This is a genomic window from Acinetobacter sp. CY81 (assembly GCF_059515925.1).
In genome coordinates, this window is sequence record NZ_JCAKNC010000005.1 from 123,791 (window position 1) to 146,526 (window position 22,736).

Consider the following 22,736-nt stretch of genomic DNA (forward strand, 5'->3'; position numbering starts at 1 on the left):
AATTCCTATTTACTCTGGAATGTAACGAGTCGGATCGGCAACAGCAGCATCGGCAAAACCTTGTTTGCGTAAACGGCAACTGTCACACTTTCCACAAGCTCGACCGAGGTTGTCAGCTTGATAGCAAGACACCGTTTGACTGTAGTCTACGCCATGTTCAATGCCTAAGCGAATGATATTTGCTTTGGATAAATGTAACAGAGGTGTTTCAAATTTAAGAGGTTTTCCTTCAACTCCGACTTTTGTTGCAAGGCGAGCCATGTTCGCAAAAGCATCAATAAATTCTGGACGACAGTCTGGATAACCAGAATAATCAACGGCATTGATACCAATCACAATCGCTTCAGCTTCAAAAACTTCTGCAGCTGCCAGCGCATAAGACAAGAAAATGGTGTTACGTGCTGGAACATAAGTTACAGGAATGCCACTTTGTTCATGATCAGGCACTTCGATGCTGTGATCGGTTAGTGCTGAACCACCTAAGTTACCTAAATCAATATTAATCACACGGTGTTCGACACCCGCTTTTTGAGTTAACTCACGTGCAGCATCTAATTCAGTGGTAGAACGCTGACCATACATAAAACTAATCGCGATACATTCATAACGTGCTTGTGCCCAAGCGAGACAGGTTGTTGAATCAAGTCCACCAGATAACAATACAATGGCACGAGGACGCATAGGAGAACTCCACAAAACATGAAAAATAAAACGTTATTATAGCCTTAATTTGAGCATTTGGTTGAAAGCTTCAAAGCATTAAACAGGGAGTTGAAAATAGATCATTATTTAGCATTAAAATCTTTAAAATGTGATTGAAAAGCACTTTTTATTAACTATAATTGATCAATGTGTAATAAATATACAAACAATCTACACAATAAAAATTAGGGATAGAAAATGAAAAAAATGACCTGCCTTGCTCTTGGGTTAGCATGTGTTGCATCACCTGCTTGGGCAATACAATCTCTCACAGATGAAGAGTTATCATCACTGACAGGACAAGATGGTATTACCATTAGTATCGTGCCGATTGGGCCGATTCAAGCAGAAGTGATTTATCATGATAATGATGGTCTAACCAATACTCAACTTGGTGGAACACAACAAGCTGGTGCGCTTATTTTTGGTACTGCTGATGGTAGAAGTGCTAATCCACTTTCTTTATCGTCAGGCTCAGCCAATATTAATATCATTCTTAAAATTGATACAGATGCAGGACAAGGTGCTGATGGATCTTTCGTGAATGTTGGTGTGAGTGTCCCTCAAGATCTTACGATTAATACGGGTGATATTTGGGTGGGAGCATCTAAACAAAAAGTGGGTGCAGTGCGTGGTTATACCAATCCAACCAAAATTCTAGACAATATGAAAGTTTATATCTCGAATTTAAATACCAATATTCAGCTAGGCTCAACTCCACAAGGTGGTTTATTGAGCATGAATGGTATTTTCAAAGATGGCTTACGTATAGAAGGCTATAAGCTAAATGATCATGGTGGAGGTGGTTCGCTAGGCATGGAATATATCAGCCTGCAAAATTCACAACCAGGTCGTTTTGGTGTGACTAATTTAGACTTCGATGTTACAGGTGCTGTCAAAGAAGATGGACTTAGTCTTAAAGTAAATCGTTTGGGTGATGCAGGTGGTATTAATGGCATGATCTGGGGCGTGAGTGCTGGAGATCTGAAAAATCCAAATACTAAACCCTTTGGAGATATTGAGATTCGAGGTCTGAATTTGAACGGAACGACGATCAAAGTATCGGGGCACTAATTTCGTAATTTTAGTTTGTGATCTTTAAGAAATATTGAAAATAAAGACATTTATTTCGAAAATTAAAAAAGCATCTTCAATTGAATGAGGATGCTTTTATTTTAAAAAGGACTATTTAAACGAGAAAACTTAACGACCTGTCTCATCATTCCACAATAACTTATGCAATTGAAGCTGGAAACGAACAGGGATGTGGTCTTCTAAGATCCACTGCGCAAGATCACGTGCTAATTGTGGTAAGCGAACAGCACCTTTCTCAATCGCGAATGCAGGTGAAAACCAAACGGTACTGACTTTTTCATTCAGTTTATAGTTAGCTACTTGTTGTTTTGACCATTCATAATCTTCACGATTACAAATCACAAATTTGATCTGATCATGTTGCGTTAAATGTTCAAGATTTGATATTAAATTACGTTTTTCTTCGCCCGAGTTCGGGGTCTTTAAATCAAGGACCTTAGATACGCGTGGGTCAACTTTAGACACATCTAAAGCGCCACTTGTTTCTAGAGAGACTTCACAACCTAAATCCGCCAATTTTTGCATCAATGGAATTGCATTTGGTTGAGCCAGTGGTTCTCCACCTGTCACACAGACATAAGGTGTTTTGAAATCTAAAGTGGTTTGAATGATTTTATCTAAAGATTGACGTTCACCACCTTCGAAAGAATAAGTGGTATCGCAATAGGTACAACGCAGTGGACAACCTGTCAGGCGAATAAAAACCGTTGGTAAACCCAAAGTATTCGCTTCACCTTGTAATGAATAAAAGATCTCCGTGATACGTAAGCCCGCAGACGGATCAGTAACAGGAATAGCAGAAGAACGGAGAGTACTCATTATAAAATTACCATCAATACAAAAAACAAAAAATCTCTACGATCATGTCTGACCGTAGAGACGCAAGACTATTTTAGTCCTAACTGAGCGCTGTGATCTTAATCTTCGCGTAATAAGTCGTTCAAACTTGTTTTAGAACGTGTCTGAGCATCTACTTTTTTCACGATGATCGCAGCATATAAGCTGTAAGTACCGCATTTAGATGGAAGGCTACCTGCAACAACAACAGAACCCGCTGGTACGCGACCATAATGGATTTCGCCAGTTGCGCGGTCATAAATCTTGGTTGATTGACCAATGAATACGCCCATTGAAATCACAGAACCTTCTTCAACAACAACACCTTCAACGATTTCTGAACGTGCACCGATGAAGCAGTTATCTTCAATAATTGTTGGATTCGCTTGAAGTGGTTCAAGAACGCCACCAATCCCTACGCCACCAGATAAATGGACATTTTTACCAATTTGTGCGCATGAACCCACAGTTGCCCATGTATCAACCATTGAGCCTTCATCTACATAAGCACCAATGTTTACATAAGAAGGCATTAAAATCACGCCTTTTGCTTGGAAAGAACCTTTACGTGCTACAGCAGGTGGCACTACACGCACACCAGCCGCTTTAAACTGTTCTTCAGTCCAGCCATTAAATTTAGTATCTACTTTATCGTAGAAACGAAGATCACATGATTCGATTGGCTTATTGTCATTGATTTTAAAAGACAATAATACAGCTTTCTTTAACCATTGATGAACAACCCACTCACCATCAATTTTTTCAGCAACACGTAATGTACCATTATCCAATCCTGCAATAGCATCCTCTACGGCTTGACGGATTTCAGCAGGGCAATCAGCTGCTGTAAAGTTAGCGCGATCTTCAAATGCCTGTTCAATGATTGTTGAAAGCTGAGCCATCGTCTTCTCTATCCTTAAAAATTTTTAAAGATTCTACAGCAAAAGCCATTAAATTTAGATAAAAAATCACACGCCTGTACAAAATAATGATTCGGATTTTCTGAAGCAAAAGGAAAAATAGGGAGTTGTTTGATTGCCAACCTTGTAAAATTCTTTAAAAACAATGACTAGAACATAATTGTATCAAAAAATAACAAAAAATAATCAATTTTAGACTTAATAGTGAACGAATTATCCATTATGATTCTTTTCGAGTCGAAACACATTAATGATTAAAGAACAACTCATTATCTTGAGGAGAAATAAATGAAAGTGTTTAAATTACTTGCAGTATCTGTAGCGCTTACAGCTTCTGGCCTAGCAATGGCTGAAACTCAAGTTGTTCAAAGTGGTAACGTATTTGAAGCCAACCAATTGATCCCAACAGGTGTTCGTGCTGAAGTAGGTACTACTGGTTACGGTGGTGCGCTTCTTTGGACTGCAAACCCATACGTGGGTCTTGCTTTAGGTTATAACGGTGGTGACATTTCTTGGTCTGATGATATTAAAGTCAATGGTTCTAAGTATGACATCGATATGGATAATAATTTGGCATATTTGAATGCTGAAATTCGTCCTTGGGGTGCAAGCCAAAATGTTTGGGCACAAGGTCTGTACATGGCTGCAGGTGTTGCGTATATCGACAATGAATATGAATTAGATCGTCGTGTTAAACCGGGTGAAGGTTTCTCTGTCAATCATACAGATTTCGTAGCTGGAAATGATGGTGCGCATATCAATGGTAAAATGACTTATAAAAATGATTTTGCACCATACGTAGGTTTTGGTTTTGCTCCTAAAATCAATAAAAACTTCGGTGTTTTTGGTGAGGTTGGTGCATATTACACAGGTAACCCTTCGGCTAATCTTCAATTGGTTAGCGGTGGTGCTCCAGACAACTCAGTCCGTGGAAGTTTAGTAGACAATATCGAAACTGAAGAAAATAAAATCCGTAATGATGATAAACATGAATGGCTTCCAGTTGGTAAAGTGGGCGTAAGCTTCCACTTCTAATTGATCCAAATAAAAAAAACGAGCTTCGGCTCGTTTTTTTTATTGTAATTATACTCAAATTTACTTAGTGGATTGATAAAGTTTGTCGATTTAATTAAATAAAAAGGAGCCAAAGCTCCTCTTTAATCATTATTTAATTTAGGTATTAATCATCTGGATATGCGATTTTCTTCAACGCTTTAATATCTGCACTTGGTGCACAGAGTGAAATAAACTCATAACCGTAGCCACGGAGTAAATGTCCTTTACGAACGGCAATCCAAGTGGTATTTACACCAAATAGATCCGTATGGATTTGTTTTAAACGATGATCACGTTCAGTGTCATATGCAACATCATTGACGATTCCGAGCCCCATGCCCAATTCGACATAAGTTTTAATAACGTCGGCATCAAGCGCAGACATCACCAAATCTACATCTAAATCTGCTTCCTCAAAGGCTTTATCAATTTTAGAACGTCCTGTAAAACCGCCGTGATAGGTAATAATTGGATGTTCAGCCAAACGTTCTAATGTGATTTCACGTGGATTGATTTGTGCCAATGGATGGTTTTGTGGAGTAATGATGCAATGTTTCCAATTATAGAAAGGTACACTGGCTAAATTGTCTTCAGTGGTTAATGATTCTGTTGCAATACCTATATCAGCTGAACCAGTAAGCAACATTTCCGAAATTTCAACAGGACTGGCTTGCTGTAAAATCAAATGAACTTTAGGAAAGAGTTTTTTGAATGAATTTACGATTGGCGGTAAAACGTAACGCGCTTGGGTATGTGTTGTCGCAATGGTAAGGGTCCCTTCATCAACGCGATTAAAGTCATCTGCAAGACGTTTAATATTGTCTGCGTCCACCAACATGCGTTCAACAATGCCTAAAAGTGATTGACCAGGTTCAGTTAAGCCAAGTAAACGTTTACCTTTACGAATAAAAAGCTGTACGCCAAGCTCATCCTCTAAATCTTTAATATGCTTACTGACACCCGATTGAGAGGTATAGAGTGCAGCAGATGCTTCGGTCAAATTAAAATTCTGTCTAACAGTTTCTCGAATAATTCTTAATTGTTGGAAATTCATATTTTTCTATCCTTAAAAGGATGGGGCAGTTTAACGCCCCATTTTACAATGTGTTAAGCCACTTGATTTGCAAATAGATGCAATGTATTGGTGCTTAACCAAACCGTTTGATTCGGACGGAATTGATGGCGTTTTGCTTCGTCTGGTGTCAGTGAAATTTCAATAAGATTACCTTGACGGCTTTGTAATTCAGCAACCACTTTTCCTGCAATCCAGACTTCACGTAGGAATGTTGCTTGGAATGCATTTTCTGTCGGTTGAGCATGAATGGTCAGCTCATCTGGACGAACAAAAGCAATCACGTCACCTTGTGGAGAGTCTTTAGCTTGTGGCACTTGAATGCGATCTTCACCGATTTGAATAATGCCATTGTGGTTTTGACCTTCAAAGCGATTTGCTTGACCTAAGAAGTCAAATACAAATGGAGTCGCAGGTTTCTCATAAACTTCACGTGGAGAACCAATCTGCTCAACATTTCCTTTATTCATTACGATGATCTGATCAGCAACTTCGAGCGCTTCTTCCTGATCATGTGTCACGAAAATTGAAGTGATGTGCAGTTCATCATGCAAAGTACGTAACCAACGACGTAATTCTTTACGAACTTTTGCATCTAATGCGCCAAATGGTTCATCGAGTAACAATACACGAGGTTCAACAGCTAAAGCACGTGCAAGGGCAATACGCTGACGTTGACCACCTGAAAGCTGTGCAGGATAACGATCAGCCAAGAAGCCCAATTGAACCAAGTCTAAAAGGCGGGTTACGCGTTTTTTAATTTCAGATTCAGAAGGTCGTGTTGCACGCGGACGGACACGTAGACCAAATGCAATATTGTCAAAAACAGTCATATGACGGAATAAAGCATAATGCTGGAATACAAAGCCAACTTGACGTTCACGAACGTGCACATTGGTTGAGTCTTCGCCCTCTAGAATCACTTGACCACCATCTGCAGATTCTAAACCTGCAATGATACGAAGTAGTGTGGTTTTACCACAGCCAGAAGGTCCTAATAATGCAACCAATTGACCATCTGGAAAATCGAGAGAGATGTTATTTAGTGCTTGGAATGCACCAAAGTGTTTTTCAATATTTTTTACTTGAATACTCATGAGGTCATCCCTTAAGAAACTTGTGAATCTTCGTTACGTTTGCTTTGGTTTTCTTGGCGAATCTCAACCCATGTTTTGAGGATCAGGGTAACGATTGCGAGTAATGCCAAGAGTGATGAAACAGCAAATGCAGCACTGAAGGTATATTCGTTGTAGAGAATCTCTACATGCAGTGGCAGGGTATTGGTTTCGCCTCGAATGTGACCAGAGACCACCGATACAGCGCCGAATTCACCCATTGCGCGTGCATTACAAAGAATCACACCATAAATTAAACCCCATTTAATATTTGGAAGGGTTACTTTCCAAAAGGTTTGCCAACCAGAAGCGCCTAATACGATTGCAGCTTCTTCTTCTTCGGTTCCTTGCGCTTCCATCAGTGGGATTAACTCACGTGCGACAAAAGGAACAGTAATAAAGATGGTTGCTAAAACAATGGCTGGAACGGCATACAAAATTTTGATGTCGTTGTCCATGAGCCAACCGCCAAACCAACCTTGTGTACCAAACATCAAGACCAACATCAAACCTGCAATGACAGGTGATACAGAGAATGGCATATCAATAATGGTGGTCAGGATCGACTTACCACGGAAGTTAAATTTAGCAACAGACCATGCAGCGGCAACACCAAACACCACGTTTAGAGGCACTGCAATGGCTGCCGTTAAAAGCGTTAGCTTCACTGCTGATAAAGTATCAGGATGAACCAATGCTTGAGCGTAAACGCCTACACCTTGTTTAAATGCTTCTACAAAAACTAAAATCAAAGGCAGAATTAAGCAACTTAAGAAGAAAATTAAAGCAATCGTGATTAGCGTATAACGAACCCATGTTGGTTCACGTGTTGCATCGCGAGACTGTAATTTTTCAGCTAAAGCATTACTATTGGTATTTAAGCTCATTGTGCAGTTCTCCCTGTACGACGGCTTGCCCATGCTTGTAGCAAGTTAATCAAAAACAGAATAAAGAATGAAAGCACCAACATCACAACAGCGATTGTGGTTGCACCTGCATAGTCATATTCCTCTAAGCGAGAAATAATCATTAACGGAGCAATTTCTGTTTCGAACGGTTGGTTGCCTGCAATGAAAATAACCGAACCATATTCACCGACACCACGTGCAAATGCCAAAGCAAAACCAGTGATTAATGCAGGGAATAAAATAGGCAGAATCACTTTAGTTGCGATTTGAAGGCGAGTAGCACCTAGTGCAGATGCGGCTTCTTCAAGTTCAGTTTCCAAGTCTGCAAGGACGGGTTGAACGGTTCGAACCACAAATGGCAAACCAATAAAAATTAACGCCAAAGTAATACCAATGGGAGAATAGGCAACCTTGATACCTAATGGTTCAAGATATTGACCAATCCAACCTGTTGGAGCATATAAAGAGGTTAGGGCGATACCTGCAACCGCAGTCGGCAATGCAAAAGGTAAATCCACTAAAGCATCAACAATACGTTTGCCAGGGAAGCTGTAGCGTACTAAACACCACGCCAATAATAGACCAAATACAACATTGACCAATGCAGCAATAATGGCTGCAGAGAAACTCAGTTGTAAAGATTTAAGAATACGTTCTGAACTTAGAATTTCCCATAAACCATCCCAACCAATACCCATGGATTTGATAAATACAGCAGATAAAGGAATAAGAACAATTAATGACAAATATGCGAGGGTAAAGCCTAGAGATAGACCAAATCCTGGCAGCACTCGGGATCGCTGCGACATGACGACTCCTCAAAGAGAGATGCTCACTGAATTCAGTAAGCTAAATAATGTAAAATCTTGCTAAGGATAAAATGCAAAGCTTAGATTGCAAATTTGTAATACAACTTCTTGTCATCAGTATTGCTTATAAGCGTGTTTAGCTTTTCTGAAAACATGTAGTCGTAAATTTCAGGAAAAGGACCAAAACCCGAAGCAACGTTGATGTGACCTACAGCACCAATATTCGTCGGACGTACTTGCCAAGAATGGGCTAACTTTTTCGCATCTTCAAAACTTAACCATGGGTCATTTTCACTGATGATCATTTCAGTGGGTATTTTCAATTTAATTTGATGAAAATATGCTGCGTAATCATTGTGACTATTTCGAGCAAACCCTTGATCACCAAAGCGAGCTGGATTGGCAGGTGCAACCAAAATCAGTTTTTTAATTTTTTTTGCCAATTCAGGATGCTGATCAAGCGCAGCTACAGTGGTTAGGCAACCGAAACTGTGTGCGACAATTTGAACTGCACCTTCCACAGCAGCAACAGTTTCCACAAAATTCTTGACCCATTGATGTAATACAGGTGCATTCCAATCTTGTTGTTGAACACGAGAGCAACACATCAATTGGCGTTGTAGCCATGATTGCCAATGGTCGTAATCACTACCACCTACGCCTGGAACAATAACTGTATGCATGTTGTTCACTCCCGTGTTCTAAAAATGTCTTGAATTTCTTAACGATTACTTCGCATTAGCCTTGGTGATTTGATCAAATACACCGCCATTTTCAAAGTGCGCTTTTTGTACTTTCGCCCAGCCACCAAACTCTTGATCAATCGTCACTAATTTTAAAGGCTTAAATACTGAATATTTGCTTAAGATAGTTTGATTACGTGGACGATAGAAGTTTTTCGCCGCAATGTTTTGACCTTTAGGTGAGTAAAGGAAATTTAAATAGCCTGTTGCTAAGTGTTTGTTGCCAGATTTCTCGGCATTTTTCTCTACAATTGCAACAGGAGGCTCAGCAAGGATAGAAAGACTCGGTGTGATAATTTCAAATTTACCGGGTTGTTCACGAATCGCTAAATGAGCCTCATTTTCCCAAGCTAAAAGAACATCACCAATACCGCGTTCAGCAAATGTCGTTGTCGAACCACGTGCACCAGAATCTAGTACTTTGGTGTGTTTATAAACGTTCTGAACAAATTGTTGTGCTTTAGCATCATTACCGCCCGGTTGATGTTTTGCCCAAGCCCATGCAGCAAGGTAGTTCCAACGTGCGCCACCTGAAGTTTTTGGATTTGGTGTAACAATTTCAACACCAGGTTTCACCAAGTCACCCCAATCTTTAATGCCTTTAGGATTGCCTTTACGCACGAGGAAAACGATAGTAGAGGTATATGGAGTAGAGTTGTTTGGAAATTTCTTTTGCCAATCTTTTGGTAATAGTGTGGTTTTTTCTGCAATAGCATCAATATCAGCCGCCAAAGCTAATGTCACTACATCAGCATTTAAACCATCAATCACTGAACGTGCTTGTTTTCCAGAACCACCATGCGATTGACGGAAGTTCACATCTTGTCCTGTGCGACTTTTCCAATAAGCACCGAATTCTTTATTCACTTCAACATAAAGTTCACGAGTCGGGTCATAAGAAACGTTTAATAAATCACGTGCGGCTGAAACAGCCGAAGATGTTGAAACAAGAGCAATAAGCAATCCGAGTTTTAATTTTGATAATCGCATGTATATAATCCTGAAAAATTTTGTAAGTTTGGTAACATGCGTGCAGAATATCTTTTCTCTTTATCCATAAAAAATAATAAAAAATGAATTTTATATGAATAAAAGAGATAAGTGAATCGGTTAATGTGTCACTCTATCTGACTCATCCAATAGGGCATTGCGCTATGATTTGTTTAAGAAATGCTGAGATTGTGCATTCAATTGATGTTCTAGACCGTGCTTTTCATTATGGAGATGGTTGCTTCAGTACTGCACGACTATTTAAAGGTCATTTTGAGTTGGAGGATTTGCATTATGCACGACTCAAAAATTCCGCTGAACGGTTAAGTCTAAAGATTGACTTAGGTCAAATTGAATCAAGTTTGGCGTATTTACGTCAAAATCATGGCGTTTTAAATGGCACGTTGAAAATCATCATTAGTCGTGGCCTAGGGCAACGAGGTTATAGTTTGCCTGATCATCCTGCTGACCTCTATGTGCTCTACTATCCGCAGCATCTAGCGCTATTTCAGATTGAAACAATTCAAAGTGGTATGCTTAATTTGGCGATGGGTTTGCAAATGCCAAATTTAGTCGGCATTAAAAGTTTAAATCGTCTTGAGCAAGTCTTACTTAAACAAGAAGCCGATCAACATTCATGGGTTGAAGCTTTGGTTACAGATGTTCAAGGTGGGGTTGTTGAAGGAGTGAGCAGTAATTGCTTCTTTAAGATAAACAATACATGGATTACGCCAGAACTTCGTTATAATGGCGTGCATGGTGTAATGCGCGCATTTATTTTAAACCGCATGCAACAGCTCAATATGTCTTGTGTTCAGCGTTATGTAGATTTTGATGAGATTGATCAAATCGAAAGCTTATTTTTCTGTAATGCTTTAAGTCCGATGAAAGCTGTCCATCAATTTAATGATACTTTCCTAGATGTTCAGCCTTGTGTTGAGCTTTTTAATCTTCTTCAGTTGAATCAGTTGCACGACTATGTCCAAGCCTAAAGTAAATTCTAAAATAAAAAATAAAAATCAATCATCTCCTCAACGTTTTAAAGGGCTCTTGGTGGTGTTGGTCGGGTTAGTCCTGATTTTGATCACTGTTTTGTGGTCAAGTCTATTCAAAAATTATCCCGTTGAAGGTCAAAAGCAAATGATCGCTATTGGTGATGGAGACACATATTCAGGATTTATTGATCGTCTTGCGAAAGAAGATAAGGTTAGCTTTCCAATTATCCTTAAAATTTATCAAAAGTTCATGATTCATGACACCATGAAAGCGGGTGTCTATGAAGTGACAGAAGGGATGAGTGTTCGTCAGGTTTTGGATCTGTTTGCCGATGCAGATAATGCGCAGATGAATCGTATATTGGTGATTGAAGGAACTAACTTTAAGCAACTTATTGAAAGCTTAAAGAAGGATGATCTCGTAACCAAAGAGGTGGCACATTTACCTTATGCTGAGATGCTGAAAGAATTGAATATTCCTTTTCAACATCCTGAAGGATTATTTGCACCTGATACCTATTTCTTTGCTAAAGGTGAGACTGACCGTAAAATTTTGACCAATCTTTATCAGCGCCAAATGAAAGCTTTAGATGCAGCTTGGGAAAAACGTGCATCAGATTTACCGTATAAAGATAAGTATGAAGCTTTGATTATGGCTTCGATCATTGAAAGAGAGACTAGTGTCGATAGTGAGCTTGAACAAGTCTCAGGTGTATTTGTTCGTCGTCTGAAAATGGGCATGCGCTTACAAACTGATCCGACCGTGATTTACGGTATGGGCGATGCGTATAAGGGTAATATTACACGTAAAGATTTACGTACACCGACGGCATATAATACATATACCATCTATGGATTGCCTCCTACGCCAATCGCGTTGCCAAGTTCAAAAGCCATTGAAGCTGCAATGCATCCAGACAGCTCAGATCAAATTTACTTTGTCGCAACAGGTAATGGTGGTCATAAATTTAGCTCGAATTTACAAGATCATAACCGTGCCGTTCAAGAATACTTGTCGGTGATCCGTTCTAAAAATTAAGGATAGTGAATGTTTATTAGTTTCGAAGGCACTGAAGGTGTAGGTAAAACAACACTTATTCGTAAGTTATTTGAACATTTTCAAGCTCATGGTCAAGAGGTTGTGTTGACTCGTGAGCCGGGTGGTACGCCTTTAGCGGAACAAATTCGTTCACTGTTGTTGTCTGTCAATCACAATGAAAAAATGTCGAATGACACTGAATTGTTGTTGATGTATGCCGCACGTGCTCAACATTTACAACAAGTGATTCTTCCTGCGTTAGCACAGGGGAAAATGGTGCTTTGTGATCGTTTTACCGACTCAAGCTTTGCTTATCAGTGCGCAGGGCGTGGCTTGAGTCGTGACAAGCTTGAACTTTTAAATCAAAACTTCGTGGCGAAAATGCCAGATATAACGTTTTGGCTAGATGCGCCGATCGAAACAGGTATGTTACGTGCGCGTGAACGTGGGGCCTTAGATCGTTTTGAGCAAGAGAAAGTCGCATTTTTTGAGAAAGTACGGTCTGGTTTTCAGGAACTCTACCAAGCTCAGCCTGAACGAATGAAACGTATTGATGCGACTCAAACACCTGAACAAGTATTCGATCTTGCACTGAGTTATTTAAGTGTCAAATGAATAAGCTAAAGGAATAGCATTTTCCATGTTGAGAAGTGATATTGACTGATCATTGTTTATTGTCAAAAATCAAAATTATCCAAAATGATTAGATTTTGATGACTTCAGTTAATGCACTTCATCCTGAATATCTTTATATTACAGTGGATAATAAATAAAGATTCAGGATGAAGAGCAATAACGATGAAAAGTAATAAAGCAGAAATTTTGGAATTTTTAGAGCGTGAATTTCCTCAAAGTTTAGTCAAATGTGAAATTGAGTCTGTAGTTGATAAAGGGGCGACTGTCATTTTTCATGTCGATGAGAATGACCTAAGACCCGGTGGTACGGTGTCTGGACCAACCATGATGACTGCAGCAGATTATGGTCTTTATATTGCAATTTTAGGTGAAATTGGAATTGTAGGATTAACAGTCACGACCAATATGAATATCAACTTTTTAAGAAAGCCTTCTGGTGGAAAAAATCTACGTGGCGTATGCAAGTTGATGAAAGTAGGTAAAGTTCTCATCGTGGGTGAAGTCTATTTATATTCAGTTGATTCAGATGAACCGATTGCTCATGTAACGGGGACTTATTCTATTCCTCCGCAGAGAGCATGATTTTAGCTCAGGCTGGTCAAAGTCTTTTTTAAATTAGAATTATTTTCAATTTTGTAAATATCCATTTAGACCATCAAAAATGTAAAAAGAGCGAAACTTTCGCTCTTTTTATTTTCAATAATTTTATCAAATTGACTTAAACAAGCGAATAAAAAACTTAAACGGCTTCATCTACCAATGGACTTTCAACTTGAAAATTCGGTGGTGTCAAAATGGTTTTTCGAAGTTCATTGGATAGTTCTGGATAATCAAGCGTGTAATGTAGACCACGTGACTCTTTACGTTGCATCGCACAGCGGACAATCATTTCAGAGACAAGGACGAGATTGCGTAGTTCGATTAAGTTTTTACTGACATGATAGTCTTGATAATACTCAGTAATTTCTGACTTCAACATTTGAATGCGGTTAAGCGCACGTTCTAGACGCTTGGTTGTCCGTACGATTCCGACGTAATTCCACATGGTTTGACGAAGTTCGTCCCAATTTTGCAGGATCACCACATCTTCATCAGGATTTTCAACTTGGCTGGCATCCCATGCAGGTACAGTCGGTGCTTGGAATTCAGACGTAAATTGTGCCTGAATATGTTCTGCAGCACTCATACCGTATACAAAGCATTCTAATAAAGAGTTACTTGCCATACGGTTTGCGCCGTGTAGACCTGTATAAGAGGTCTCTCCAATCGCATATAAACCTGCGATATCGGTTTGGCTGTGATCATCGACCATGACACCACCACAAGTGTAGTGAGCCGCAGGAACGACAGGAATCATTTCTTTTGTAATATCAATGCCTAACTCAAGTAGTCGTTCATATAACGTTGGGAAGTGTTCTTTGACAAAAGTTTCAGGTTGATGAGTGATGTCCAACCAAACATGACGAATACCTAAACGCTTAATCTCGTAATCAATGGCACGCGCTACAATATCCCGTGGTGCGAGTTCTGCACGTTCATCAAAGCGCAACATGAAGCGCTCACCATCTGGCAGTCTTAGATAAGCACCTTCGCCACGCATTGCTTCAGTAATTAAAAATGAACGGGCTTGAGGGTGGTATAGGCAAGTTGGATGAAATTGGTTGAATTCCATATTCGCGACACGACAACCTGCACGGTATGCCATGGCGATGCCATCACCTGTGGCAATATCTGGATTTGAAGTGTAGAGATAGGCTTTCATTGCTCCACCACATGCAAGTGCAGTAAAGGGTGCAAGAAAGGTGATGACCTGTTCAGATTGTTCATCTAACGCATATAAACCAAGTGCTCGATTTTCTTGATCTATGTGTCCCAATTTATGTTTTGTGATTAGATCAATCGCGACGTAATTTTCAAAAATTTGGATATTTTGTTTTTCTTGAACACGTTGTACCAAGGTGGTTGAGATTGCTTTACCTGTAGCATCAGCACTGTGAATGATTCGGCGCTGAGAATGTCCGCCTTCACGTGTTAAATGGAGTTGTTCGTGTTCATCTAATGTGAATTGAACGCCATGTTTAAGTAAGAAATCAACAGAGGGTTTACCGCCTTCAACGGTGTGTTCTACAGCTTGCTTTTCACATAAATGAGCACCTGCGATTAAGGTATCGTCAATGTGTTGTTGGATTGAATCTGACTGATCAAGTACTGCTGCAACACCACCTTGAGCATAATACGTGCTGGCATCGGTAAGGTTTGATTTTGCTAAGATGGCAATACGATAATGTTCTGGAAGTGACAGCGCTAAACTCAGACCTGCACCACCACTACCGACGATAATTACATCAAACTGCAGACTTTGATTTGAATCAGACATTTCCATTCGCTAATTTGGTCAAAAAAAGTCTGTCAATAACACTCTTTTTTGCACAAAAAAACAATAGTCCTAAAGGTCAAAATTCAGAGAAAATGTCTAAAAGGGCTAATTTTAAGAAAAAATTAAGTAAAGTATTGTTTTTTAAAAAATTAGAAACATTTATTTACTTAAATAAATAAATTACTATGCTAAAAACATAGCTATCAAAAAATTAAAAATACGTGAGTAAAGGTTTTATGAATAATCGCTTAATGCAAAAAGGAATGTTCGCTGTTGCTTTTACCATGGCAGCTCAAGTGAATGCTTCAGCACCTGTGGATTTCTCGAATTTGGTTGAACAAGTCAGTCCGGGTGTGGTGAGTGTAAATGTTGTAAAAAAAATGTCTCAGGAAGAGTTATTACAACAGCAAGTTCCTGAAATTTTAAAACGTTTTTTTGGTAATCAAATTATTATTCCAGAACAACAAGCCCCACGTGAAAAAACGGCATTTGGTAGTGCATTTTTTATCTCTAAAGATGGTTATTTACTGACAAACCACCATGTGGTTGAAGATGCCTCAGAAGTGACGATTGTATTAAATGATCGCCGTGAAATTGATGCGAAAGTCGTTGGAAGTGACGCACGTACTGACGTTGCACTTTTAAAAGTATCTGGTTCGAATTTTCCATCTTTAGCGACAGGCAATATAGATCAACTTAAAGTAGGGCAGCCTGTTTTAGCGATTGGTTCTCCATTTGGCTTTGATTATTCTGCTTCTGCAGGGATTGTGAGTGCAAAATCGAGAAATATGTTGGGCGAAACTTCAGTGCCATTTATTCAGACCGATGTAGCGCTAAATCCAGGTAACTCTGGTGGTCCACTGTTTAATCAGCAAGGGCAAGTTGTTGGTGTCAACTCACGAATTTTTAGTGGTACGGGCGGATACATGGGCTTGTCATTCTCTATTCCTATTGATGTGGCGATGGATGTTGCGGATCAATTGAAGAAAAATGGTAAAGTCACTCGTTCATATCTAGGCGTGATGTTGCAAGATATTGACCGTAATTTGGCAGAAGCGTATAAGCTATCTAAACCTGAAGGTTCATTAATCACACAAGTTGCTCCAAACTCTCCTGCATCAAAAGCTGGAATGAGAGCGGGTGATGTCATTTTGAAATTTAACGGTACACCGATTTCACGTACGTCTGATTTACTCAATTATCTGAATCGTACTTCACCGAATCAAAGTATTAATTTAGAAGTACTTCGAGACGATAAACCCCGTTTTATTTCAGCAACACTAACCACGTCGCCAGATGACACACCGGCTAAATCAACAGGGACTTCAACGACTAAAGCACAAAAAGGACCTGTTTTAGGTATTTCAATTCGAGGTCTGAGTCCAGCAGAATTAGAACGCTTAAATGTAAAAGGTGGCGTCTATGTGCAAGATGTGGTGCGTGGTGGACTTGCAGCGCAATCGCGGATTCAAGCAGGTGATGTCATTAAACAAATCAATGGTAAGCAAATTAGTGGTGCGAATGATTTTGTTGAATCAGTATCGAACCTGAAAAATAATACGGTAGCCCGCGTTGCAATTGTTCGCCAAGGTCAAAATGCAATCCTTGGTTTACGCATTCGTTAAGTTGGAAATATTTACTCATAGTTGAAATGAGATATAAGAAATCCACTCATCAATTGAGTGGATTTTTTTATTGGTTGTTCCAATTACTCAAGTGCTTTGTTAGATTTGAGGGCACTATTAGATAGCATGAAAACAAGGTTGTTGCGTGAGTACTCTTTTTGACTTAAAACTAAAAGTAAAAGCTGAGCATATTGATGTATTAGGTCATGTGAATAATGTTGTATACGTGAGTTGGATGCAAGATGTAGCGACTGCCCACATTGAAGCCTTGGGATTGGGTATACAGCAATATCTAGAATTAAAACATGCGATGGTGGCTGTTGAGCATCATGTTCAATATCGAAAAGCAGCCATGCAGGATGAAGAAATCATTTTGCGGACTTGGTTTAGTGAGATCAATGCGCTGTACTCTTTTAGACAATATGTTTTTTATAGACCTGCGGATCAAAGTGTTTTATTTGTGGCAAACACTAAATGGGCGTGTATTGAAATTGCGACAGGTCGTCCAAAACGTATGTCTCCAACCTTCAGTAATGCTTACCAGCCATTGTCGGAAGAGGTTAATCCACTGGATTTTAGTCAGTTTTATTTAGGTTGATGTTGAATATTCAATAAGATGAATCATTCGAATGAAGTTTGGATATTTCAACCTTTGCTCATGATTATTTTTGAATACTTTGAAAAAACCATCTGCTATAATCGTCCGCAATTAATTAAACATCTTTTTGCTATGCAATCAGTATTTCTTGTATAGCGCACTATATTGTTCAAGGTAACCCATGGCGCAAGCTAAAAAATCCGTTGATATCAAAAACATTCGTAACTTTTCGATCATTGCTCATATCGATCATGGAAAGTCGACATTGGCCGACCGTTTCATTCAAACATGTGGTGGTTTACAAGATCGTGAGATGCAAGCTCAGTTTCTTGACTCTATGGATATTGAACGCGAACGTGGGATCACCATTAAAGCCGCTTCAGTAACGCTTTACTATAAGCACCCAGACGGTGAAGAATACCAATTGAACTTCATTGATACGCCAGGACACGTTGACTTTTCTTATGAAGTTTCGCGTTCTTTGGCTGCATGTGAAGGTGCATTACTTGTTGTTGATGCCGCACAGGGCGTTGAAGCTCAGTCGGTAGCAAACTGCTACACAGCGATTGAACAAGGTTTAGAAGTTCTTCCTGTACTGAATAAAATTGATTTACCACAAGCTGAACCTGAACGTGTGATTCAAGAAATTGAAGACATTATCGGGATTGAAGCGACTGAAGCACCAACGTGTTCTGCAAAAACGGGTCTAGGGGTTGAAGGTGTTCTTGAAACACTGGTGAATATCATTCCGCCACCAGTAGGCGACCGTGATGCAGCGTTACAAGCGTTAATCGTTGACTCATGGTTTGATAACTACTTAGGTGTAGTGTCTTTGGTGCGTGTAAAACATGGTCGTATCCGTAAGGGCGACAAAATGTTGGTGAAATCTACAGGTCAAACGCATATTGTGACTTCTGTCGGTATCTTCAATCCAAAACACACTGAAACAGGTGAGTTGGAAGCGGGTGAAGTAGGCTTCGTAATTGCAGGTATTAAAGACATTTTTGGTGCACCAGTGGGTGATACCATTACATTGTCTTCTACACCTGAAGTTGCAGTTCTACCTGGTTTTAAAAAGGTTAAACCACAGGTTTATGCGGGTTTATTCCCAATTGATGCAAGTGACTTTGAACCATTCCGTGAAGCTTTGCACAAACTTCAAATTAACGATTCAGCATTGTTCTTTGAACCAGAAAGCTCAGATGCTTTAGGTTTTGGTTTCCGTTGTGGCTTCCTTGGGATGCTACACATGGAAATCGTACAAGAGCGCTTAGAACGTGAATATGATTTAGACCTGATTTCTTCTGCACCGACAGTAATCTATGAAGCTGTGATGAAAAATGGCAGTACCATTTATATCGACAGCCCTTCAAAAATGCCTGAAGGATCAACTGTAGAAGACCTTCGTGAACCAATTGCTGAATGTAATATTCTTGTTCCACAAGAATATCTTGGTAATGTAATGACATTGTGTGTTGAACGTCGTGGCGTTCAAAAAGACATGAAGTTTGTGAGTAACCAAGTTGCGATCACTTTTGAGATTCCAATGGCTGAAGTTGTAATGGACTTCTTTGACCGTTTGAAATCTTGTTCACGCGGTTTTGCTTCACTTGATTATAACTTTGTACGATTTGAAAGTTCTTCATTGGTGAAAGTAGACGTTCTAATCAATGGCGATAAAGTTGATGCTTTGGCGATGATTTGTCACCGTAATGATGCACGTCACCGTGGTATTGCACTTGTCGAAAAGATGAAAGAATTGATTCCACGTCAGATGTTTGATGTTGCGATTCAAGCTGCAATTGGCGCTCAAATTATTGCTCGTTCTACTGTAAAAGCAATGCGTAAAAACGTATTGGCTAAATGTTATGGTGGTGACGTTTCACGTAAGAAAAAACTTCTTTCTAAGCAGAAAGAAGGTAAGAAACGTATGAAGCAAGTGGGTAGCGTTGAGATTCCACAAGAAGCATTCTTAGCTGTACTCAAAGTAGAAAGATAATAAAAGAGGATATGTAAGCCATGGATTTTGATTTTAATTTGATCCTCGTACCTGTAACACTGATTTTTTTCGGTTTGTGGTTACTCGATAAGTTTGTTTTAAAACAGCGAGCAACTCAGGGTAAAGGTAATGAAAATTTCATTATCACATGGGCTTATGACTTCTGGCCTGTCCTTGCTGTAGTGCTTGTATTACGTTCATTCTTTTTTGAACCATACAATATTCCATCAGATTCGATGGTGCCTACACTTGAGACAGGTGATTATATCTTGGTGAATAAATACCAATATGGTGTTCGTTTGCCGATTAGCAATACTAAAATCATTGATGTATCTGAACCAGAGCGTGGCGATGTAGCTGTATTCCGCTACCCACCACAACCAAGTATCAGTTATATTAAAAGAATTATTGGTTTACCTGGGGATCATATTGTTTATGAAAATGGTAAGCTCAATATTAATGGTAAAGCAGTGCCATTTGAGGCGGCTGAATTTAGTCGTAAAAAGGATGATTTAGACACACCTGAGTCTATTTATCACTACGAAACATTGGGTGAACATAAACACCTTGTACGTAACCTTGCTGGTCAAAATACTTTAATTGCGCAATTTAACTATGCACAATCGAAGAAAGACCTACCATTTGTTGCAACAGAAAATGATCGTTTTGTGAAAACCAATGGATTAAGTTGGGAAGTAAAAGTGCCAGCAGGACATTACTTTGCAATGGGTGATAACCGTGATCAAAGTGCTGACAGTCGATTCTGGGGATTCGTACCGCAAGCAAACTTAACGGGTAAAGCTGTTTATGTGTGGATGCATAAAGAGCCAGGTTTAAAACTTCCTTCATTCAGTCGAAATGGTCAAATTCAATAATTTAGCCTTTGGATAAAAATAATGCGTAATACTCAAAAGGGTGCGTCTTATATTTCGATTTTATTGGGAATCATGGTTGTTGCTTTTGTATTAAAGGCAACAGTAGCGGTTTGGCCGTCCTATTGGGATGATCGTGTGATAAATCAACAAATTGAATCGCAAATTAAAAAAAGCCCTTCAAATATCACACCCGCTCAGTTCTCGACTCAAATGAGTCAGAATTTTAGTATGAACAATATTCGAGATATTAATTTTCAGGATATTGCGCATGTTTCAACAGAAAATGGTCTACAAGTGACAAAGAAATACGAGGTAAGAAAACATTTCTTGCTGAATATTGATTTAGTCCTCACATTCGAGAAGAGTTTTGATCAAAGGTCAGTTCAAAGTAAGTGATTCACGCTTACTCAGTCGCATCGGTTATCAGTTTAATCAAATTGAGCTACTCAAGCTTGCACTGACGCATCGATCGGTAAGTCATAAACACAATTACGAACGCCTAGAATTTCTAGGTGATTCGCTATTGGGTATGATTATTGCCAATTATCTATATGAGCATTATCCAAACGAAAATGAAGGTCGCTTAACGCGTATGCGTGCGACTTTGGTTCGTCAGGAGGCTTTAGGTAAAATTGCAACGGATTTGAAACTTAGTCAGAGTTTAATACTCAGTGTGGGTGAGTTAAAATCTGGTGGGCATCATCGTGAATCCATTCTTGCCGATACTGTTGAAGCCATAATTGGTGCGATATATATCGATTGTCATGATTTACCCCTTTTACAATCGATTGTTTTAAATTGGTATACGCCATACCTAGATCATATTGAGCCTACGGATCAATTGAAAGACCCGAAATCACGGTTACAAGAATATTTGCAAGCACGTAAAAAGCCTCTCCCAATTTACGAAGTTGTCGATATTCAAGGTGATGCACCTAATCAACATTTTAAAGTAGAATGTGTGATTGAGGGCTTACCGACCCGATATGGTGAGGGTTCAAGCCGTCGCTTCGCAGAACAAAGTGTTGCGGCAGATATTTTAAAAATTTTGGAGCAAAAGTCTTTATGACTACTCATTCCGATCACAATGATGCTGATCACGACTCGAACGACAATGCTAATGATCTAATCAATAACTTTTTTAGTGCACAAGGAACTGAAATTCCTTCTGACTTTAAAAGTGGATTCGTTGCTATTGTTGGACGACCAAACGTAGGTAAATCGACGTTAATGAACCATATTTTGGGTCAAAAATTGTCGATTACTTCGCGTAAGCCACAAACGACACGTCACAAGATTGTCGGGATTGATTCTCGTGAAAAATCTCAAGCTGTATTTGTAGATACACCTGGGATGCACAAGAAAGAAGTTCGTGCCATTAATAAAATGATGAACCGTGCTGCGCATTCTGCATTACGTGATGTGAACTTGGTGTTATTTGTCGTTGATGCTGATAAGTGGACTCAAAACGATGAGCTCGTTTTGGAAAAACTAAAAAATGCTGAGATGCCAGTGATTCTTGTAATTAATAAAGTTGATACTTTTGAAAACAAGAACAGTGCCTTACCATTGATTTTGGCACGTGAAAAACTAATGAACTTTGCTGAAATTGTTCCTGTATCTGCACTGCGTGGTGCAAACCTTGATCATTTACGTCAAACGATTGAGAAATATTTGCCATTCCAACCGCCATTGTATTCCTTAGATCAATTGACCGACCGTTCAGAGCGTTTCCTTGCGAGTGAAATCATTCGTGAAAAGATCATGCGCCAGTTGGGTGAAGAACTTCCATACGATTTAACGGTTCAAATTGAATCTTTCAAAATTGAAGAACCCGCTTTAAATGAAAAAACGGGTCGTATGAAGCCAGCTTGTACCTATATTGATGCAACCATCTTTGTCGATCGCCAAGGCCAAAAAGCGATTGTGATTGGTGAAAAAGGTGCTAAGTTGAAAAAAATCGGTATGGATGCACGTGCTGATATGGAAAAAATGTTCGAGCAGAAAATCATGCTGACACTTTGGGTGAAAGTTAAAGGTGGTTGGTCTGATGATGAGCGTGCATTGAAAAGTTTAGGGTATAGTGATATTTAATCGCTACACCTTGTTTATTGCCCTTTAATGGAAGAAACCGAATGATCAAAGTATTGGCTGTATTGACGTGTATGTTCATGTTACAAGGTTGTATTCATAAAATCGTTACGGTTCCCGTTAAAGTGGCATATAAAACGACGAAAGGCGTGGTGAAAGGCACAGCAGCCGTTGTTGGTGCAGTCATTCCAGATGGTGATGACGAAGAGTCTGATAATAAGAAAAAAGATAAGGATGACTAAGTAGTTTAGTAC

The 22,736-nt window shown here is 39.3% G+C and carries 24 protein-coding genes; 14 read left to right on the forward strand and 10 right to left on the reverse strand.

Annotated elements, in window-relative coordinates:
* Positions 1–9: 9 nt before the first annotated feature.
* Positions 10–681 (reverse strand): 7-cyano-7-deazaguanine synthase QueC, encoded by a 672-nt coding sequence (gene queC, locus AC5YDM_RS08225; protein ID WP_496151634.1) that lies wholly within the window; start codon positions 679–681, stop codon positions 10–12.
* A 219-nt stretch (positions 682–900) separates the two neighbouring features.
* On the opposite strand from queC, the gene filA reads away from it, so the two are divergent.
* Positions 901–1,776, forward strand: coding sequence for a putative pilus system protein FilA (gene filA, locus AC5YDM_RS08230; protein WP_496151635.1), 876 nt, complete (start codon positions 901–903; stop codon positions 1,774–1,776).
* A 129-nt stretch (positions 1,777–1,905) separates the two neighbouring features.
* Here the strand turns inward: filA and queE are convergent, their stop codons facing one another.
* Both queE and dapD read right to left on the reverse strand, forming a co-directional pair.
* Positions 1,906–2,616, reverse strand: a complete 711-nt coding sequence (gene queE / locus AC5YDM_RS08235) for a 7-carboxy-7-deazaguanine synthase QueE (protein WP_496151636.1) — start codon at positions 2,614–2,616, stop codon at positions 1,906–1,908.
* Positions 2,617–2,714: 98 nt separating this feature from the next.
* Positions 2,715–3,536, reverse strand: coding sequence for a 2,3,4,5-tetrahydropyridine-2,6-dicarboxylate N-succinyltransferase (gene dapD, locus AC5YDM_RS08240; protein ID WP_496151637.1), 822 nt, complete (start codon positions 3,534–3,536; stop codon positions 2,715–2,717).
* A 306-nt stretch (positions 3,537–3,842) separates the two neighbouring features.
* Here dapD and carO point away from each other — a divergent pair, with 306 nt between their 5' ends.
* A complete protein-coding gene (carO, locus tag AC5YDM_RS08245) occupies positions 3,843–4,589 on the forward strand; it encodes an ornithine uptake porin CarO (protein ID WP_496151638.1) in 747 nt (248 codons plus the stop codon).
* Positions 4,590–4,734: 145 nt separating this feature from the next.
* On the opposite strand, the gene AC5YDM_RS08250 is transcribed toward carO, so the two are convergent.
* From AC5YDM_RS08250 to AC5YDM_RS08275, 6 genes are all read right to left on the reverse strand, one after another.
* Positions 4,735–5,664 (reverse strand): CysB family HTH-type transcriptional regulator, encoded by a 930-nt coding sequence (locus tag AC5YDM_RS08250; protein WP_496151639.1) that lies wholly within the window; start codon positions 5,662–5,664, stop codon positions 4,735–4,737.
* 53 nt (positions 5,665–5,717) lie between these two features.
* A complete protein-coding gene (locus AC5YDM_RS08255; protein ID WP_496151640.1) occupies positions 5,718–6,779 on the reverse strand; it encodes a sulfate/molybdate ABC transporter ATP-binding protein in 1,062 nt (353 codons plus the stop codon).
* A gap of 11 nt (positions 6,780–6,790) precedes the next feature.
* Entirely contained in the window at positions 6,791–7,684 is an 894-nt protein-coding gene (gene cysW / locus AC5YDM_RS08260) for a sulfate ABC transporter permease subunit CysW (protein ID WP_496151641.1), read from the reverse strand.
* A complete protein-coding gene (cysT, locus tag AC5YDM_RS08265) occupies positions 7,681–8,514 on the reverse strand; it encodes a sulfate ABC transporter permease subunit CysT (protein WP_496126052.1) in 834 nt (277 codons plus the stop codon). Before cysT ends, cysW begins: the two co-directional genes overlap by 4 nt.
* 80 nt (positions 8,515–8,594) lie before the next feature.
* Positions 8,595–9,197, reverse strand: coding sequence for an alpha/beta hydrolase (locus AC5YDM_RS08270; protein ID WP_496151642.1), 603 nt, complete (start codon positions 9,195–9,197; stop codon positions 8,595–8,597).
* A gap of 45 nt (positions 9,198–9,242) precedes the next feature.
* Entirely contained in the window at positions 9,243–10,247 is a 1,005-nt protein-coding gene (locus AC5YDM_RS08275; RefSeq protein WP_496151643.1) for a sulfate ABC transporter substrate-binding protein, read from the reverse strand.
* Positions 10,248–10,411: 164 nt separating this feature from the next.
* Between AC5YDM_RS08275 and pabC the strand changes: the two genes are divergently transcribed.
* From pabC to AC5YDM_RS08295, 4 genes are all read left to right on the forward strand, one after another.
* Positions 10,412–11,239: an aminodeoxychorismate lyase gene (gene pabC, locus AC5YDM_RS08280; protein WP_496151644.1), complete on the forward strand. Its 828-nt coding sequence runs from the start codon at positions 10,412–10,414 to the stop codon at positions 11,237–11,239.
* Positions 11,226–12,281, forward strand: a complete 1,056-nt coding sequence (gene mltG, locus AC5YDM_RS08285) for an endolytic transglycosylase MltG (RefSeq protein ID WP_496151645.1) — start codon at positions 11,226–11,228, stop codon at positions 12,279–12,281. The genes pabC and mltG overlap by 14 nt, the downstream gene beginning before the upstream one ends.
* 9 nt (positions 12,282–12,290) lie before the next feature.
* Positions 12,291–12,896, forward strand: a complete 606-nt coding sequence (gene tmk / locus AC5YDM_RS08290; RefSeq protein WP_496151646.1) for a dTMP kinase — start codon at positions 12,291–12,293, stop codon at positions 12,894–12,896.
* Between the two features lie 183 nt (positions 12,897–13,079).
* The gene (locus AC5YDM_RS08295; RefSeq protein ID WP_496151647.1) at positions 13,080–13,499 is read left to right on the forward strand and encodes a PaaI family thioesterase; all 420 of its coding nucleotides are present in this window, start codon (positions 13,080–13,082) and stop codon (positions 13,497–13,499) included.
* Between the two features lie 157 nt (positions 13,500–13,656).
* Here AC5YDM_RS08295 and nadB read toward each other — a convergent pair whose 3' ends face one another.
* Complete coding sequence (gene nadB / locus AC5YDM_RS08300) at positions 13,657–15,300, reverse strand: L-aspartate oxidase (protein WP_496151648.1); 1,644 nt, start codon at positions 15,298–15,300, stop codon at positions 13,657–13,659.
* 230 nt (positions 15,301–15,530) lie between these two features.
* Here nadB and AC5YDM_RS08305 point away from each other — a divergent pair, with 230 nt between their 5' ends.
* The 8 genes from AC5YDM_RS08305 to AC5YDM_RS08340 all read left to right on the forward strand — a co-directional run bounded on the left by AC5YDM_RS08305 (position 15,531) and on the right by AC5YDM_RS08340 (position 22,724).
* Entirely contained in the window at positions 15,531–16,919 is a 1,389-nt protein-coding gene (locus AC5YDM_RS08305) for a Do family serine endopeptidase (protein ID WP_496151649.1), read from the forward strand.
* 145 nt (positions 16,920–17,064) lie between these two features.
* Complete coding sequence (locus tag AC5YDM_RS08310; RefSeq protein WP_496151650.1) at positions 17,065–17,517, forward strand: acyl-CoA thioesterase; 453 nt, start codon at positions 17,065–17,067, stop codon at positions 17,515–17,517.
* A 181-nt stretch (positions 17,518–17,698) separates the two neighbouring features.
* Positions 17,699–19,516 (forward strand): translation elongation factor 4, encoded by a 1,818-nt coding sequence (gene lepA, locus AC5YDM_RS08315; protein WP_496151651.1) that lies wholly within the window; start codon positions 17,699–17,701, stop codon positions 19,514–19,516.
* A 20-nt stretch (positions 19,517–19,536) separates the two neighbouring features.
* Positions 19,537–20,391, forward strand: a complete 855-nt coding sequence (gene lepB / locus AC5YDM_RS08320) for a signal peptidase I (protein WP_496151652.1) — start codon at positions 19,537–19,539, stop codon at positions 20,389–20,391.
* A gap of 21 nt (positions 20,392–20,412) precedes the next feature.
* Complete coding sequence (locus tag AC5YDM_RS08325) at positions 20,413–20,787, forward strand: DUF4845 domain-containing protein (RefSeq protein ID WP_496151653.1); 375 nt, start codon at positions 20,413–20,415, stop codon at positions 20,785–20,787.
* Complete coding sequence (rnc, locus tag AC5YDM_RS08330) at positions 20,759–21,460, forward strand: ribonuclease III (RefSeq protein ID WP_496151654.1); 702 nt, start codon at positions 20,759–20,761, stop codon at positions 21,458–21,460. The genes AC5YDM_RS08325 and rnc overlap by 29 nt, the downstream gene beginning before the upstream one ends.
* The gene (gene era / locus AC5YDM_RS08335) at positions 21,457–22,485 is read left to right on the forward strand and encodes a GTPase Era (RefSeq protein WP_496151655.1); all 1,029 of its coding nucleotides are present in this window, start codon (positions 21,457–21,459) and stop codon (positions 22,483–22,485) included. Before rnc ends, era begins: the two co-directional genes overlap by 4 nt.
* A 41-nt stretch (positions 22,486–22,526) precedes the next feature.
* The gene (locus AC5YDM_RS08340) at positions 22,527–22,724 is read left to right on the forward strand and encodes an NF038104 family lipoprotein (RefSeq protein ID WP_496151656.1); all 198 of its coding nucleotides are present in this window, start codon (positions 22,527–22,529) and stop codon (positions 22,722–22,724) included.
* The last annotated feature ends 12 nt before the right edge of the window (positions 22,725–22,736 follow it).